At 33.3% G+C, this 18,829-nt stretch carries 6 protein-coding genes; all 6 read right to left on the reverse strand.

Annotated features, from left to right (window positions below):
* Nucleotides 1-5: 5 nt before the first annotated feature.
* From B5D16_RS05445 to B5D16_RS05470, 6 genes are read right to left on the reverse strand one after another with little or no spacing between them, the layout of a single operon-like run.
* A complete protein-coding gene (locus B5D16_RS05445) occupies nucleotides 6-1,124 on the reverse strand; it encodes a UvrD-helicase domain-containing protein (RefSeq protein ID WP_078765967.1) in 1,119 nt (372 codons plus the stop codon).
* The gene (locus B5D16_RS05450) at nucleotides 1,109-2,686 is read right to left on the reverse strand and encodes an ATP-dependent nuclease (protein WP_078765968.1); all 1,578 of its coding nucleotides are present in this window, start codon (nucleotides 2,684-2,686) and stop codon (nucleotides 1,109-1,111) included. Before B5D16_RS05450 ends, B5D16_RS05445 begins: the two co-directional genes overlap by 16 nt.
* Before the next feature lie 38 nt (nucleotides 2,687-2,724).
* Nucleotides 2,725-4,824 carry a UvrD-helicase domain-containing protein gene (locus tag B5D16_RS05455; protein ID WP_078765969.1) on the reverse strand — a complete coding sequence of 700 codons (2,100 nt, stop codon included), beginning with the start codon at nucleotides 4,822-4,824 and terminating at the stop codon, nucleotides 2,725-2,727.
* On the reverse strand, nucleotides 4,817-11,167 hold the full coding sequence (locus B5D16_RS05460) for a DEAD/DEAH box helicase (protein WP_078765970.1): 6,351 nt from the start codon (nucleotides 11,165-11,167) through the stop codon (nucleotides 4,817-4,819). The genes B5D16_RS05455 and B5D16_RS05460 overlap by 8 nt, the downstream gene beginning before the upstream one ends.
* Nucleotides 11,168-11,218: 51 nt before the next feature.
* On the reverse strand, nucleotides 11,219-15,955 hold the full coding sequence (locus B5D16_RS05465) for an Eco57I restriction-modification methylase domain-containing protein (RefSeq protein WP_242942994.1): 4,737 nt from the start codon (nucleotides 15,953-15,955) through the stop codon (nucleotides 11,219-11,221).
* Nucleotide 15,956: 1 nt separating this feature from the next.
* On the reverse strand, nucleotides 15,957-18,806 hold the full coding sequence (locus B5D16_RS05470) for a DEAD/DEAH box helicase (RefSeq protein ID WP_078765971.1): 2,850 nt from the start codon (nucleotides 18,804-18,806) through the stop codon (nucleotides 15,957-15,959).
* Nucleotides 18,807-18,829: the final 23 nt, after the last annotated feature.

Genomic DNA, 18,829 nt, shown 5'->3' on the forward strand with positions numbered 1-18,829 from the left:
CAGTCCTACTTCATATATATTTCTTTAAGTACATCAAACTCTTTTTTCGTAATAATATAAAGATCCCCTTTCGAACGAGTTAACGCGACATATAGCTTATTTAATGTTACAGTTTTTAATTTAGAAGAAGAAAAATTATCATCCATTAGTTCCTCCGTACTTCCATTTAAAATAACACAAGCTGATTCATATGTATCCCCCTTTGAATATGACCAATTGATTGCATTAAAAGAATACTTTGAAGAATTATCAAATACAAGTTTTTTTATATTCTTATCATCAATTATCTTTTTCACATCTAAAGGTCTTATTATTGCTCCTGAATTTACTTCTGCAGAATATATTCTGATTCCTAACTTTTTCCTAACGAATGAACATATTTCTTCAGAACAACGTCTTGAATAAATCAAAGATGTTTCATCAACGTCAAATCTCTCTCCTTGCAATTTCTCGATAAAATCATCATAACAAATATATGTTTTCCCCATTTTAAAAGGTTTACCAGAATTGTTTTGTCCCGATACAGAATGTTGATAATAATCTCCTACCAAAAAAATATTTGTTAGATATTTTGATAATTTCACTATCAACTCATAATCATATTCTCTAAAGTCCTGAAACTCATCTATCATTACATTATCAAAGAAACGATTCAACCTCATAGCCGCTGTTCGAACAAGTGAATTCCGTCCCTGCTTAATATACATAGCTAATTCGGACAACGTTTCACAATAGTATTGTTTTTTTTCATCCATATAATGCCAAATACAGTCTTTTTTTCTATATTTTTTGTTAATCACATAGTGACTATCAACTTTTATTCTCTGTTCAGGCGGCTTTTTTATAGTTATGCTCGTTTCATCATAACTATAATCTTCACCAAAAAAATCAAATATAGCAGCTTCATATGGTCGAATAAGCATATGATAAACAAACGTATCAAACGTCATAACTCTAGTCAAGTCCGGAATCTTACCATATGCTTTTATTAATTCGTTTTGGATATTTTTAATATTTGCATGCGTAAATGCTACTATTAAATTTCTCTTATCAGGCTGTATTTCATGGCAAATATGATACGTCTTTCCTGCACCTGCAACCGCTAGTATTACTTGTTTAGCCATTCAATTGCCTCCTCCACATACAAAGGAATGTTAAATTCTCTTTCCGAAATGAGCATCTGATATGCCGTATCCACCTTGTTTGCAAGCATCTTTCCTAACACCTGTCCATAATCTTTCTTATGAAATAAATATTTAGCATCTTTTTGAACAGGAATCATATCATCAAGTTTTTCTTTATTACAGTTATAAACACATGCTTCCCAAGTCCAATCATCAATTGTAGTCCCCATAAAAATATGTTGTTTTTCATTACGCTGATTGAATTTACTTGCATCATCAATTTTAGTTTGGTCATGATCATTGTCTGTTATTACAGCTATTCTTTTATCCGTTTTACTTGCAATCTCCAAATATCTCTTATAAGAAATACCATCACAAGATATTATTGAGATTCCATCTTTTTCAATAGTTCTTCCAGTTTTCTTTTCGTAAAATTTCGGTAACAACAAATACTCTGTAGCTCCTTCTACAAGAATTACTTTTTTTGATAATAAAAGTTGTAGACAACCATTATCATCTGCCTTTTCGAAGAAAGCTGATGTTTGCGAATCAACATTTTTTAATGATAAAAAGCGATTTTCTGAAATCCAAATTACATTTCCAAGATTTAGCCTACTAGCAATCATATTACTATGCGTAGTCAGAATAATTTGAGAGTCTTCTTCATGATCCATTATTTGTTGGAGCATTTGCTTTAAATTTGTGAAACACAAGTGATTTTCAGGTTCCTCAATCAAAATCGTATCAATATTATCTTCACGATTAAGTGCTATTTGTGTTTTTACTAAACTTTCCATTCCACTTCCTTTATTCTCCAATGGAATAGAATCTTCATACACCGATAAAATGCTTTCTAACACAACTTTCTTATTATCTATTCCAAATCGTCTTCTAGTATCAATATCAGGAAGATTTACATCCTCAAAAGATGTATTTAGTTTTTCTCTAAATGCATTCTTAGCTTTGAGTTTAGTATCATTACTATAAATATTTGAAAAAAGCGATCTATTAAAAAAGTTAAATGCTGACGATTTTGAAGTTTCTGACGTATCAATAAATAAATTCTTTATTGGTCTCTTAGCCATCTTATATGGTAAATTTGCATATGTCTGCCATGTCAAAGAATAATACTCATATGGTATTTTCCCATCATTAATTGATTCTGCTAATTCCTCAGAAAAATCCTCATCAAATTTACATTCAAATCTAATCCCATACTTTTCTTCACCACGATTACCATTTATATGGTTTTCTCCATAAAAATCGATACTTCGCGGTGTATTATCAAGTTCCAAATCTACTTCAATAATTATTTTTGGCAATGTATCTACACTAGGAATATTTTTAAAAATACCAACATTTTCCAAATTAAATAAATCTTGTAATACAGATTTATCTGCATTACAATACTGCTGATTAAGTACAATCCGAATAGCCTCTAGTATTGTACTTTTACCCGCTTCGTTTTCTCCCACTAATATACTCAAGCATTCATTAAACTCTATCTCAAAATGTTCAAAACGCTTTAAACCATCAATATATAAATTCTTTACATATCCCATTTCAAGTCTCCAATCTTAAATGTTCTAAAAGGATAATCCTACACAATCAATTCACTCAATCCGCCATAACAAGAAACGCATGCGCTCTTCCTTGCTCTAGTAAGCGCAACATAAAGTAAACATTTCTCGCCTGTTCTAAATTCTTCAAGAGAAATATCATCTTCAAAATCTGCTCTTGTTCCAAATGGAAGAACTTTTTTGTTAACTGCTACTGCGAAAACATGATCAAATTCAAGTCCTTTTACTCTATGCATAGTTGCTATTCTCACTCCTTCAAAAGAACGATCATCCGTCTTATTAGCTTTAATTTCAAAAGACTTAATACCAGCTCTCTGTAGTCCAGCAATATAATTATCAAGCAATTTATGTGTTCTTGCAACGATACAAATATTCTTCTGTTCTACTCCAACATTTTCAAGTTCATGAATTCTATTAACCAAATAATCCAATTCTTCTTCCGGTGTTGAAAATTCTTTTATTTCAGGTTTATCTCCATGTGTAAGAGATTGGCAACCCTTACCATTATCGTAATCTTCATCCAAATCATCAAATGAAACTCCATTAAGCAAACCAAATGCAAATTTTCGAATTTCCTCAGTTGTTCTATAATTAATCCTTAAATAACTACTTCTACCGCGTATATTAATTCCACATTTAGAAAGAACTGCTTTATTTCTATATATTCTCTGATGTGAATCACCTACAATAAAAATATCATTTTGATGTTCATCACCTGCTAATGCTCTAAGCAATCTGAATGCACTTGGACTAAGATCCTGACCTTCATCAACAATAATGGATGTATATTGACCTATAAGATTCTTACTTTCAAGAATCTTTCGGCATTCATACATTGCAGTCTCAACATCTCGTTGCATTCTTTCGTTCATTATATTTTGGTATTCATCAAACACATCCCATATTTGCATACGAACTTTTCTGTCGAGACGTACACCTCTACCAATTCTAGATGCTTTACAGTATGACACTTTATCATATACTTCCTGGGACTGAACAACCTTAATCCACTCGTCCTTATAGAAATTTTCTACAAAACTCAAATCTCCACCTGCTATAGCAATAGCCTCTCTCCAAGCCTTATCAACTTCTTCATCATACACAATTTGATACTCATATCCCTGTCTATGCAAAAAATTAGAAACCCACGCGTCAAGATTAATAATATCTATTCTTTTCATTTCCTCAACAGAACAAATTTTTCTAAGGTTTTCCTTTATATCTTCTGCCAAGTTTTTTGTATAAGTAGTAAATAGAATCTTTCCATCATCTTCTAAATTAGCTGATAACATTTTTGCTCTATGCATCGCAACTACTGTTTTACCAGTTCCTGCTCCTCCTAATACTCTTGCAGGTCCATTAAAATTCTTTCCAACAACTTTACGTTGTGTTGGATGAAGGAAAATTCTCCATTTTTCAAGTGGTTCTTGCATAATAGCTTGAAGTTCTTCTTCTCCTTCAACTATAACGAAACTCTTCTTACTCGTATCTGTTTGAAGTGCTGCCACAAAGTCATCCTCTTTAATTTCAACATGCTCTGTCTCTGGATACAATGTAGATAAAACTTCTTCTACCGTAAAACCATTTCCAAGCCATTCAAGTCCTTCAAATGCATCCTCTGGAATTGCATCTTTTAATGCATATAAACCATCTAAAGTTTTAATAGCTTTAATCATTGGTAATTGTTCTTCTGGAAGACCAATTTTTTCAAATATGTCATCTGTAATATTTGAAAACAAAACAGGTTCATCAATTACACTTTGTTCTTCAATAACTTCTTGTACTTCAAAAATTTGCACGCTTCCTGTAATCTTATTTATTGAACATTTTTTTCTTTTCGCCCAATCATAAGCCTCATCATGATGATCTACCCATAGCAAAATATAAACATTATTTTTTGGTTCACGAACAATAATTCCTCTGTAAGTATCATCGATTCTTACAGAATAAATATTTTTATCTATTCCATCATTAATCTTTTCAAAATTAATCCCAGGATGCATAGGGTCATTCTTAAATTTATTAAAAAACTCAGTTACTTTTCCTTGTTTCTGTCTTGGTAATGCTGCATATGCAGTTAAAAAATCAGATGAAATTGCTACTGTTGGCTTATTATTCATTTATATGTCCTCCAAATACATCATTATTTATTACTTCACTGCTTAGCAGTACAGTCCAGTTTTCGTTCTTAAATACGTCAGCATAACTTTCTTGTTCTGGTAAAAGCCAAACTATTCTTTTATCTGTCCATGACATTTCGGCTTCAGCTATAGTAGCTCCAGATGATTTATCTGATAATTCAAAACCAACTACATCTGGTGCTGGAACTCCATTGTTTCTCATCTCAGTTGCACATGTTATAGCGATATCATCAATAAATTCATCCATTATATCATCCCATTTCTCATCAACAACAATGTCTGTACTTATCGTCATATCTATTGTCTCATCCTCAGAAATAATCATTCCAAGATTACTATATATAGCCTTACTCATTCCAAGCTTAGATAAAAAGATTGCTGTACTATTAAACTGCATAACATTTACGAAATGCCAGAAACCATTCCAATCCGCCTCATATTTGTCCGTTCTTGAATCAGGATTATCATCAATAATCGCCACAATTTTTAATGGTGCCCCCATCTTCATATCTGTCATTTCAGCCAAAGAAATTTCAGCCATCACATCTATATTTCCCATATCTTGACGTGGACGCCAAGTTCCAAATATTGCCTGTCCAAAATCATCCACATCATCTAAAGAGCCACTAGATTTTAATACAGATTTCCATTTACTACTCCACTCTCCATATAAAACCTGATTACTCATCTGTTTTGCTTCTAGTATCGACATTGCAAATGCTTTAGCGTGTGATGTAAATAAATCCTCCGCATTTGAAATAGATAAATAATCAATCAATAATTCAAAAGCATTTTCGTTTTCTGGATTAATTGCTTCAGCATTTTCATTCTTTATAGCAGGTTTATATACTTTTCCAGACGGCATCTTCACAGATTTCAAAGTTTCTGTTCTATAATCACCTTGACTTTTAAATACATTGTGTACGTCTTTATATGTAAGCGACCATACTCTATATATTCCAGAAAGCATAATGGCCATACGTTTTAATGTATCGTCCTCGACAATATCCTTATGATAATAATAGCCATCTGTAAATATAGCTATAGGTTTTTGGTTTCCTGTTGTTCTCTTTGGTCTTATAACAAAATCCGGACGAGATTTTACAGATATTCCCATAGAGGCATCAAAATCAACCTGTGGCTCAATTGTCCATAGATTATTACCAACCTGTAAAGAATAACCTTCTTTATCATTTACCAATGCCTTATTTACTTTTATTGGTCTTTCTGATGTACTCATCTTTTTAAAAGCACCGACAAATTCTCTTTCTAATTCACTATCAAATAAATGATTTGTATCTACTTGTGAAAGCTTTTTTATTTCTGTTTTATTTTCTTTACCACTTAAAATGGTCTTTAATATATGTATTGCTGAGTTTCTTGATATCTCACCAATATGTTGACTCTGTCTATATGCATACAAACACTTATAACATCCATCTTTTTGAGGATCATCATTACAGCTACAATGCTCCATCATCTCCAATGCACCTTCGAAAACATCTATAATACCATTTTCTTCATTCATAAGCTGCTTTAGATATCCTGTTCCTCCAGGTACAGAATCATAAATAACTAAATATTGTTTCCTATAATCAGCCTCAGGAACTGGAACTTCACTTACAGTTGCTCTTAAATGATCAACATTACCAAACTTCTTCTTCATTCCAAGCATAAATGCTGCTACAAATGATTCCACTCTTACATTTGAAGAATCCATTGTTGTAGCTGGAATCAAAAGACGTAAAGCTTCTGTTTCAAATTCTCTGTATAAGAAAAGACACTCCTCAAATGGATCCATAACCATAGCATTATCCTTTACCATTTTACAGAATCTAGAATGTTTTGGTTTTTCTCCCTGTACTTGAATCTTTCCACAATACTTACAGATAGTAAAACCTTTTCTTACACCTTCATGACCAGCAACAAGCAACTTATCCCCAGTAATTGATTGTTCACCAAAGTTAATCTCACGCATAGTTGCTTTCTGAAGAAATTCATATCCCCACTTAAACTCTTTGTTGTCCATCTCATATGCTTGGATAACATCCTTATCTTCATCCACTTCTACGAGTAATTCTTTGTCATAAAACATAGATGCTCTATCTTCACTATCATCACCAATCTGACTATCCTCTACCTTCATATTAGAATAAACCATCTGTACTTTAAACATAGGACGAACTTGTCCAGCATCTGCCCATCCTGGGCTGCCACATTTTGGACATACATGTACAGGTGTACTTGAGTCTTCGATTGAAGCATGTGAACAATTTGGACATAATCTCCATGGTTCGGATTTAGCTGTATTAATATCTACCTGATCAATTGTAAGCTTATGTCCACCAGCATAAAAACTATTTAAAGGTGCAAATTCACTAATTGCAGACGAAGCAGACCTATTGTATTCATAGGTCGTACTCTCATACTTATTTTTTTCTCTATCATACTCGTCTTTTTCAACTCTCGTAAGAACCGCCTTTAATACAATACCTGCTTCAGGGAATGCATAATTTGGCAATAATCCTACATCCGATAGGAAATTAAAAACATTCTTATCATTAATCTTTGTAACAACACTTGTCCATGCAACACGCTCTGCTTTTAATTCTTTTATTTGTTCATCATAAGACGAATCCTCAGGCTTATTTTCAAGAGCCTTAATCATCTTTGTAAGTTCTTTAATACTACTTTGAATACCATCTCGTTGCTTCTTCAAATCATAAAACTCATTATAGATTTTTATATGCATAGGACTATTAGTTGTACCTTCACCCATAGCAAATTTCTTAATATCCCTAATTGAGTTTTCATCAAGACCTTCACCATTTCCCGGATTTACAGAAAATGTCTGAATAAACATTCTTACAAGTTTTGCCATATTATTCTGAACAAAATAAAGGAAATTGTTTGGGAATCTATCCTTTGAATTTTCATCCAGTTTAGCTAAACATTGGCTAACTTTATCTGGAACTGACGCTGTTCCAGATTTTACCCAACAATCCATACAATATGCTGTAAACTGTCTTGCCAATACTGCCGAAGCCTTAAGGAATACCTTTGGTGGTTCAACAGCTCCTGCTATCATTTCCATTGGGTCCTGATAAAAATATAGATCATGAGGTTTAGAATTTGCAATTGCAACTGTCAATGCATTACCATCTTTACGCCCCCCACGTCCTGCTCTTTGGGCATAATTTGCTTGAGCAGGCGGTATTGAACTAAGTATTACTGTAGATAAATCTCCTATATCAATACCCATTTCCAAAGTTGGTGTACAAGACAAAAGATTTGGATCCCATGGCTTATGTTTATCCTTAGATTTTTTGAATTCTCGTTCTAAATTTTCTCTATCATCTCGTTCGAGCAACCCTGTATGTTCCTTCGCTACAATACGTACAAGTTCTCCTTGACTATACAATTTACCGTAAAAATCTAATCCTTTATCTTCTGCAATATGCATATGACCATTACAATCATGTCTTGTACAACAAGCACCTTCAAATAATTTTGCATCAGATTCCGACATAGATATTTGTGTACCACACTCATCACAAATAAGTTGCTTTACCTTACTTGTAACTTTACACTTTTCTGGATCAATTGACCATACATCAACACTATCCCTAGTCTCTATCTTATTTAAAAATCCTGTTCTGGTAAGTTCCTCAAGGATAATCTTCATAATATCAGTAGCATCTGATTCTAGTGAGAACATCGGAAGGTACTTATTAATCCACTTAGCATACCATGATTTAGCATCTATGCTATCAAAATTTTTATTTCTCTTAGGTCCCCGGTTTATAGCAACAAACTTCGGAACATTAAGCCCTCTATTTACACCAGGAAGCCATCTTTTACGATCATTAGAAAGATGATAATAATCTGCACCATTACTTATAAACTGTTCAAAGGCATAGTAAGTAAATGCACCATTAGATTTCATATGATGCAAAACACCTATTACCATTCTTGTAAATGTATCTACATCTGCACTCTGCAATCTTCCAACTTCATTTGAAACTCTTTCCATTATTCTAGGAATTGCTTTTTCATACTCAAAAGAAAGCACTGAACACCCAGCTTTTTCAAGAGTTCTTCCGATTCTTGAAAGTATTCCGTACTCCATAAGTATTTCATATTTAAATCTTTGCTCAACAAAACTTAATAGTGTAGCTGCATCCTCATCATTTCTAAGTGTACCTTCGTTACACATTCTTTCATATGCACGCATCCACGTAAGATTTGAAGGTATAAAATTAGCAACAAAATAATCATCACCAAGATAGTTTTTCCAATAAGCAACGACTCTCTGAATAAACTCATCTAAAGAATACTCTTCTGAATCAATATTAATAAAATGAGTTATTGCAGTTCTAAGTCCAAACTTCCAAGTCCTTGAATTATAAAATCCTGCATGATGAGCAGCATCTTGAACATTATCTGTAAATGCTAAAAGTTTCTTATCATCATTAAACTTTGATGCATATAATTCCGATATTCCCGCACTTATAGCAGTCGCACTTCTTAAACCTATAAGAGACATTGTTCCTTTGCCATTACAGAAAGGACATTTATAAGCCTTAGAATTATTTCTTCCTTCAGTCTTCAAATCTGGAACCCAAATAGGAATAGTTTTATGTCCATTTGAACAAAGAGTTTTATTTGGTTCATCAAACATAATCTCCATACACTCAGGACATAATCTCATACGATTACTTATATTAAATGCTTCTTCTCCCTCCTTATGTGGGAACATAATTCTCACTTTGGAATCACCAGAAAAGAAAGCATTATAAAATGCTCTAATATCTCTTATCTCTACACTTCCATTATCCTCCACGGATGCCCAACCAGTCTGTCCACACTCACGACAATTTATTACAGGAAGATAATGCTTTGCCTGTTTTTCATTTAAATCTGTTGAAAGAGCATATTTAATATCCTTCTCAGCAACTTCACCAACAAGTCTTCTTAATTCTCGCATCCATACCTGAACTTGAACATTTAAAAACGGACGCAATTTGCCTGAAGAAGTTCTTATTCTTGCATGAGAAATCAATGCATAAAGAGCATCGATAACAATACTTGCTAGCTCTTCTCCTAACTTGCTCAACAATGGAAATCTCTTAATTAAGTTCTCATATACAAATGAATTTTGCATATAAGAGCCTTCCGCTTCAGCAATAATACTCTGAGTAAAATTATGATGCATAAGCTTCTTACCAAGTTCGACTCTAGCATCATCACTCATAATATCATCTAATAATGAAGTATCATCTAGCCAACAATCTAATGCAGCATATAAATACTCTTTTTCATCTTCTCCAGAAGATAAATCTTTTACTTTAAGTGCTTCTTCCCTTGATGGTATCTTATAATCAGAAACATCATAACCACTAAAAAATTCATCTGAAGACAAACGATCTTCAGTAACAACCGCATCTTCATCAAATATTTCACCAAAAACATCCGATGCATATTCACGTATGCTCTTTGCACTATCTTTTGCACCCATTGTTGCAGAAGTTCCGATACAACAAATCTGTCCAGGCAATACATTAAGACGTGCTTTTAATCTTCTAATAAGGCATGCCAAATCTGTACCCTGAGCTCCATCAAAAGTATGAAGTTCATCAACAGCAATATATTTCAATGTATCTGGAAGGTTATTCTTCCATAGTTCAGCATCCTTAGGTCTAACCAAAAGATAATCCAACATCTTATAGTTAGTCATAAGGATATCAGGTGGTGCTGCAAGAAGAGTTTCATGGTCCGTAATAACCTTATCTGGAAGCATCATCTTTGCAGATGAATGCTCCTGTCCTCCTACATACATTCCAACACGAACATTCGCTGATTTAAGTTCAGGACTTCTATCAACAAGTTCTGCAATACGCTTTGCCTGATCCGATGCTAAAGCATTCATTGGGTAAATGATTAAAGCCTTAATTCCTTTTTCACCACAATGTTTATAGCAATACTCTAGAATAGGATAAAGAAAACACTCAGTTTTACCAGAACCCGTACCTGTGGCAATTAACGTCGACCTACCATCTTCGCCCGTAAGACGTTCAAAAGCTCTTTGCTGATGAACATATGGACTAAATAACTGATGAATCGACTCAAAATAATTTTTTTCTCCTTCATAAACACGAAAAGGTAAGCGCACTGCAACATACGGTTCATGAAAAACCGCATCTTTTGTATTAAGCATATTCCTAATAGACCCTTTAAATATATGGTTTGTTATAGGAAATGACGTATCAATATAATCTATCAAACCTTCCTGATATTGTCTTGCAAGAATTGATGGTAACATCTAGCTTACCTCCTTATTTTTATAGAATTTTCATCCTTAAAAATCGCTAATTTAAAATCTCTGCTCAAAATTTTTCCAGATTTCTTCATAGTCCTTTATTCGATCACATTTATCAAATGGCGCCAAATATTCAATTATTCTTTCTACTGGACCTTCCGGAATTGTATCGTCAATAATAGTTTTTTTGTATATACCTGTACGCATATCTTTAATTAATTCAAATTCTGTACGAGATAGACCTACCCCTACCATACTTCTATTATTTGTAAAAATAATTCTTCCATTTGAATCATACCAGGTATCATCTTCATATGATTGAAGAACCGGAAATTGCATTTCATATATCGTTTCAAGCTGATTTAAAGACATTCCTATTGACATAGCTGTTAAAACATCAATCTCAACAAGTGCTTCTCTACGCTCAAAATCTGTTCTTAATGAAGTTTCCCATTTCCACTCTTTTTCAAGTTTTTTAAAAGAACTATTACTAAGTCTTTTATCATTTTTTGCCCACATCTCTTCTTTATAACTCTCTTTCCAATTCTCTTCCCACAAATCAGAATAATCAACCGTTAAAGAATTAAGCAACATTTCCCTTATTGATAACGCATCATCAAATTTAGAATGCATAAACGGAAATAACATATTAACACCATAATTTATATGATTCTTGCCTAATATTTTTACAAAAAAATCATACGGCAAACTAGATTCATATGCGCTTAGTAATAACATATCTTCTATTTTAGGCATTATGACTCCAAATAATGTATATAAAAACATACTCCTCGGTGGAATAATACATGAAGCGAGTGTTCTTTCAGATGTATTCCCTACGAACTCTCTATTTACAAGCATATAATACTCATTTGCTAATTTTCCCCATGGAGTCTTTGGAAGTTTATTATATTTTTCATCTTGTTGAAGTTTTACCCTATACTTAGCCCTTGGTTTATAGTCTTCTTTAATATGAAGAAGATCTATATGATCATAATCGCTATTAACCCTGTATTGTTGTTTTACTGTTTGAAATAACGGATTTGAAACATTACAATATGGTCCCACAAATAATACATCTCTATTATCTTCAGGAAAAAATATTTCCTCTTTTAGCGAACCCTCATTTAAAGCATTCGTTTCATTCCACATAGTAGTTGTATAAATCTGCCCTTTATAATTTCCTAATCTTGTTTCAATTCTACTAAATAATTCCAACACCTCAATTTGTTCTCTAACAAAAATAGTTGGTAATTTCGCTTCTTTCCATTTTTCCGAATCATCAAATAGTTTTGCAAATAATGCAAGTTCATTTTTATCTACAGAGATAATTCTATGCGGATGTCCCGATACGTTCCAATTACCATTTTCATCTTTTAACTTTGGTATTCTAGCACTTTCATCAAAGGAATAACATTCCTCAATAGTCTGAGGTATAAATACCATTGATATACTATCAAATTTAGGATCCTGTGGACCACCATACACATTTAAACTAAATTGTGTATGGTGGTGCACTTCGTGGAACAACTTTCTCTCGTTAGCAAACATAAAATGTTTGCGTAACCGAGAATACAGTTGCTCACGAAGTGCACCACCTTTAGGATCATCATAAACACCTTCCGGATGAATATATGCACTAACGCTAGTTCCTATATACCATGCCAACGGCAAAAAACACTTATATAAATTTGCCTTCTGCCCAGATAGCAATTCATAATTTTGTATCACATTTAAATAGTTTTTTTCTCCCTCCATTAATGTATATTCACTAATATATTCATCATATACCTGTTTATCTACCAAAACTTCTTCTCTAATTTTCGAAGTCTGAGCCGCATTTATCTTTCTTATAACAATCATTGGTTGATGTTCAGATATAACCCCCTGTTCGTTCCATTCTACTTTAATCCACGGTGGATTTCCCACAACTAAATCAAATCCTCCGTTTTGTTCAAATACATCTGCAAACTCTAATTCCCAATGATGGAATCTTTGTTTTAAAGCTATTTGATTTGCTATTTCAAGTCTTTCACTTCGTTCTCTTAAGTCATCCAAACACACTTCTCCTAAATCTTGATACTGATGCATAACATCAAGAGTCATCTGTTCAGCTTCTGTAAAAAATTTAATCGAACCATCATCATCCTCCGCAAAACTAATTTGTGCATTTGTGTTTACATTAACTGCACGTATATTTCCTTCAAGTATTAAAGACATATCAAAGAAAAACTCTTGTCTTGATGGTAACAAATCAGCTTTATCTATTGGCCAGAACCAAAGCGCGCACCAATAATCCATAGCAGCTTTTAATCGTGCATATGGACCTGCATTCTTTGCTCTTTCAGATTTAAATTTTTTATGATAAATAGCATCTTTTTCTCTAATAGTCTTATGAGAGCCTTCACCTACTTCTTCATGCCCATAAATACTTAATGGCTCTAATGTTTCTTCTTCAATCTCTTTTCGCTCATTTGCTGTAAGCTTCCACAATTTATCGATACTATCAGACAATCTAAGAACTGTCTTTAATTCATCTTCTTCAAACTTGGCAGTAAATCTCTTATTCCAATCTTTTAACTTTTTAATATTCTCTGGTTCAAGGCTCTTGATAACTTTATCTGTATAATTAGCCATGCCTGGATCTCCAAGAAGAAAATGATATATTTCTTTAGTATGTTCATGTTGTCCTTTCCTAGTTCGTTCTTCTCCAGGCAAAACTCTTCTAGGTGCCTTATCATACCATTTGCCTGCCTCTAGAACAGACTGCGAGTACACTTGCCTTCTTGCTCCAATAAGAGAATTGCCATTCACAAGCTGCGTACCAAACCAAGGAACATATGCGCCTTTATAAATTGTATTAAGCCATAGTGAAACCTCCGCTAACTCAACAGCTACCGGATTTAAATCGCAACCATATACATTTCTATCTGCGATAAACATTTTTACTTTTTGCAATTCTTCGAAACGCTTATCATAACTAATAGTTTCTCCTAGTTCTTCCTGTTTCTTTGTAAGATATGCTTCCGCTAACTGATTAATTGCTTCATTCAAGAATGCAGCACTTCCCATGGCCGGCTCACATACAGTTAGATGTAGTATTTCATCAGCAGTTTTATCTTTTAACAATTCCTTCAAAGCATACTTAACCAAGCATTTTGTAAGAACTTCAGGAGTATAGTATGATGCTGACTTCTCACGTTCTCTTCCAGCAAGTCTATAAATAAAGGTTCCCTTCTCATACATTCGAAGTTGTCCCTTCTTTTCTCCAGACTCATAACGAACACGCTCTGTCTTCTCATCATAATTAACTAATTCATTCTCTTTTACAAAATACCCAACATCTAATTCATTAAATTTATCTCCAGCTCTTTTTACTTCATATAAATCTTCTTCTGCTATAAACCCTCTATAACTAAGAAGTGCTTCATATACTGCACCCATCTGGTTAATACCAAGAGCAGAATAAGATATTCTTCCTTTTCTTTCTCTTGAATTAGTTGGTCTTGATATACTCATCAAATCAACAATCTGAAGCATAGCACTGTTTCTAAGTCTTGCTTTAGTAATAAATTTCGTATATTCAGGATCAAAAATATGTGCCTTTAATGCTTCAATTGTGAATGCATCATGCATTGATGTTTTTTCTATCTCAATAGCTCTCTTATACTCTTCTAAATCTTCTGGATATCCAAAATATGTCATATGAAAAAGTTTTTTAAGAGTATCATCGATATAATACCCCTCCGCCAATACTTCACTATCTTCTTTAACTTGATCACAAACATCACGAAGTCCTTCAAGAGAATACCCCTGTACATATGTCTGAGACTTCATTGGCGCATAACCAAGTTCCGGTCTAGCCTCTATAAAAAGCATAAATAGAAAACGATACATATATCTAAGACATTCCAAAGTAAGTTCAGATGCATCCACAGGATTATCTTCAAGATTGATTCCCTGTCTTGTTTTCATATCATAAATAACTTCATTTCCAAGTATCTCTATACTTTCTCTAAGAGCATATTTGAGTGCATCAGAAACACCAGCACTATGTTTATGAGAGTTTTCATCTAAACTATCAAGTACAATTGCTCCATCACTAGGGCAAAGACTCTCTTTATGAAGAAGAACAGTCATAGCCATAAATGTCGATTCTTCATGTCTACTATAGATATCTTCCATCATAAATTGAAGATATCTCTTCTCATTCCATTTATTTCTATCAATTAAAGCAATTTGATTGATTCCAAATAATAAAATAAATCTTGGAGCTTCTTCTCCCGCAAAAAATAATTTTGCAAGAAGCTCATCGTTTACAATAGCAACTGAATCCCCTTTTTCATCCTCATCATCACTCTTTTCAAAAATATACCCCTTAAGAATATCATCTTCACGTTCTTCTGCGACAGACAAAAATGCCCATAATAATGGTGCTCCATTTGTTTTTGTAACCTCGTGAAAAATAGGAACAATTAATCCATCCTCCACTTCTTCTGAAACACTATTAACAGATTCATACCCAAGAGCCTCTAAATATAAAGTTGCAAGTTCCTGAATCATCGGTTTACTTACTTCTTCATTTTTTGAGCGGAGATATTTATCTCGAATATTATAATATTGTGTTCTTATATCACGGAGTTTTTTCCATGGTAGTAGTATCTCTTCTTCCTTTTCTTTCTGTTTCCATTTCTTTATTGTATCTTCAGCATTATCTTGAAAAATGGAGGTAAAGTAATGGTTTGTATAGTATTCATTTTTATTTTCAATACCTGTTAAAATCATTTCCATATTATTTCACTCCTGCTACAACAGCAATAATCCTAATGTATGGATTCTCTTCAATTTCAAGAGTATCCCTTTCCCAATCCATAAAATTTGTAAAGATTGCTTCTATTTCTCGTTCTTTCTCTGATTTTTTACGTTCCATTCCAGTAACTCCTAAATCAAAAACCGTGAGTTGAGCAGCTTTATGTCTTTGTTCTAGTTGCTCTAATCTTTCCATTTCTTCATAAATATATGGATCTACCTTTTCTTTGTATTCCTTACACTTCTCACTCATAATCATTTGAGCACGTTTTACTACATCCTCAAGAAGACTCTGTCCCCTTGATAGTTGTTCATCAGACACTTCTTGAGTATTTGCCACTTTTACATTCAAATGAGTTTTTTGTAACACCTCACTCATCGTAAGTATACTATCAAACTGATTATTTTTATAAAGCACACCAAACCATTCATCAACAACTGTTGTTGATTTTCTATTTGGTATAAGACCTGCTACAATAAACAACATTTCCTCTGCATCTATACTATTTGTTAAACCTATGACTGGTACTTCACTTCTTTTATAAAAAACTCCAGCTTTATCCTCTATCCAATTAAAAACGGGATGAAGTTTCCATAAATACTGAGTTGCAGGCCATGCCACTTCAGCCAAATCATTCTGCATACAACGCTTCATATCATTTAAGCAATACTCCCTATCTGGAGATAATCTTAAATAATCATCTGACGGCATAGCTTCCGGTGGAATAAGCTTTTTAATACGCTTTTTCACATTATCCGTAAGTTTTATTTCCACTCCTTGAGTTCCCGATAAATCAGCATATCTAATTTCCTCTGTATCAGTAAAAATATCTAATGCATTCTTTAAATACTCAATATCGGAAAACAAAGTTTCTTCATCACTATATTCAACTTTAACTTCTTTCTCATCACCAAGGCCCATTAAAAATTCCAATGGGTCAAATTCCTCTTCATCAGAATCAAGTTGTTTTTCAAAAGCTTCTGCTCCGACACCACTTTCAATAGCTTTTGCAGTTTCTTCTTCCTCTTCCTCCTGATTATATTTACCAAATAACATTGCAGGATCTCCAATATTTTTAAGAGCCTGCTCCTCTTTCTTTACGAGGATTTCCATGATACGAGCATCGCCCTTAATTTTAGGATTATCACTATCAATAAGCATATATCTGATATCTGGTTGTTCAGTCTGACCATATCTATCTACACGACCATTTCTCTGCTGGAATACCATAAGAGACCAAGGAATATCAAAATGAATTAGTCTATGCGACAGATAATGTAAATTTATACCTTCGGAAGCCACATCGGATGCAACAATAATACGAATAGGCGACTCAGCTCTACCAAATTCGTCAACTATTCTTTGAAGTTCTTTATCACTCATCCCACCATGCATTACTTCAAGCTGTTTATCCTTTAATTTAAGGTCTTTCTTAAGATTTTCTGCAAGGTATCGCATAGTTTCAATTCGCTCAGTAAAAATAACGAGACGATCATTATTCTTTGATGGAGACCATCCATATTCATTACTATTCAAAAGTTCCAACAATTTAGCATATCTTGAAAAATCAGTTGGACTAATTAATTCTAAAGCATCTTTTAACTCTGTTAATACTGCAATATCTGGCATATCACTCTCTGGATATTTCTTTTCAAGTTTTCTTATTCTTGCATCTATACTTTTAATACATGCTGCTGGAGAAGAAAATAATGATTTTTCAAGACTAGTTTTAAAAAGAATTCCTTTACCTTTAGTCCTAGATTCATCCATTTGAAGTTTCATATTTGCAAAAATATCATATGCAGCTTCTTCACATGCTGATGCTGCACATCGTTCTATTGTTATCACACGTTCTTTGAAGGCACCTGATACTTGATCTTGGATATCTTTTTTAAAACGTCTAATCAAAAGTCCTTCAATATCGTCTTTTGTATAATTTTCCTCATCTGCTATTGCCGTAGGATCTAACATATTCATAAGTGATGCTACCGATTGTCCCTTACCATCATGAGGAGTAGCTGTAAGCATAATAAGAGTATCGGAACGATTAGCAAGAAGAGAAGCAAGCTTACTTCTTTGAGATCCTCTATCTCCTCTTTTTGCAACATTATGTGCTTCATCAATAACAATAATATCCCACCATGCATTCTCAAGGTGAGTACGATAATCAAGATCATTTTTTAACGTATCTACTGAAATAATAGTTTTATCATAATAAAAAAAAGGATTATAATTCGTTGGAAGCTTTGCTCTTACACTTTGTATTCTCGCTGAATCTAATCGTACTAGTGGAATAGTAAAGCGATTCCACATTTCTTTTTGAAACTGTGTCATCATACTCTTTACTGTTACGACAAGTATTCTCTTGCCCTTACCTCGTGCAATAAGCTCTGACATAAGAATTCCTGCTTCTAATGTCTTACCAAGACCAACAGTATCTGCGATAAGAATTCTCTGTCTAGTTTTGTTTAATGCCTGCTGCGCTGGTTCAAGCTGATAAGCCATTAAATCCATTGCAGCTTTGTTCCCAATATGAATCTTATTATCAGTTGGAATTTTTCCTCTCCACTGACTTTCTATATATACCTTAGATTTTCTAAAAAAAGCAGAATCATCCGGCACAAGAGTAACCTTAGCCGGATCAACAATCTCTATATCATCTTCTATATCCACAAGAAACATTGACTCATAATCCTTTACAAGCTGAGACAAACCTATAACATATAAAGTTTGATTTCCTAAACTATTTGTCTCAACTTTTTTAACCATCCATTCTTCACCACGAACAATGATTCTCATTCCTGGAGCATATTTTGTTTTATTTTTCTCCATAATACTTTTCTCCATCTATTATT

The sequence above is a fragment of the Eubacterium uniforme genome (assembly GCF_900167115.1).
GTDB lineage: Bacteria > Bacillota > Clostridia > Lachnospirales > Lachnospiraceae > Eubacterium_S > Eubacterium_S uniforme.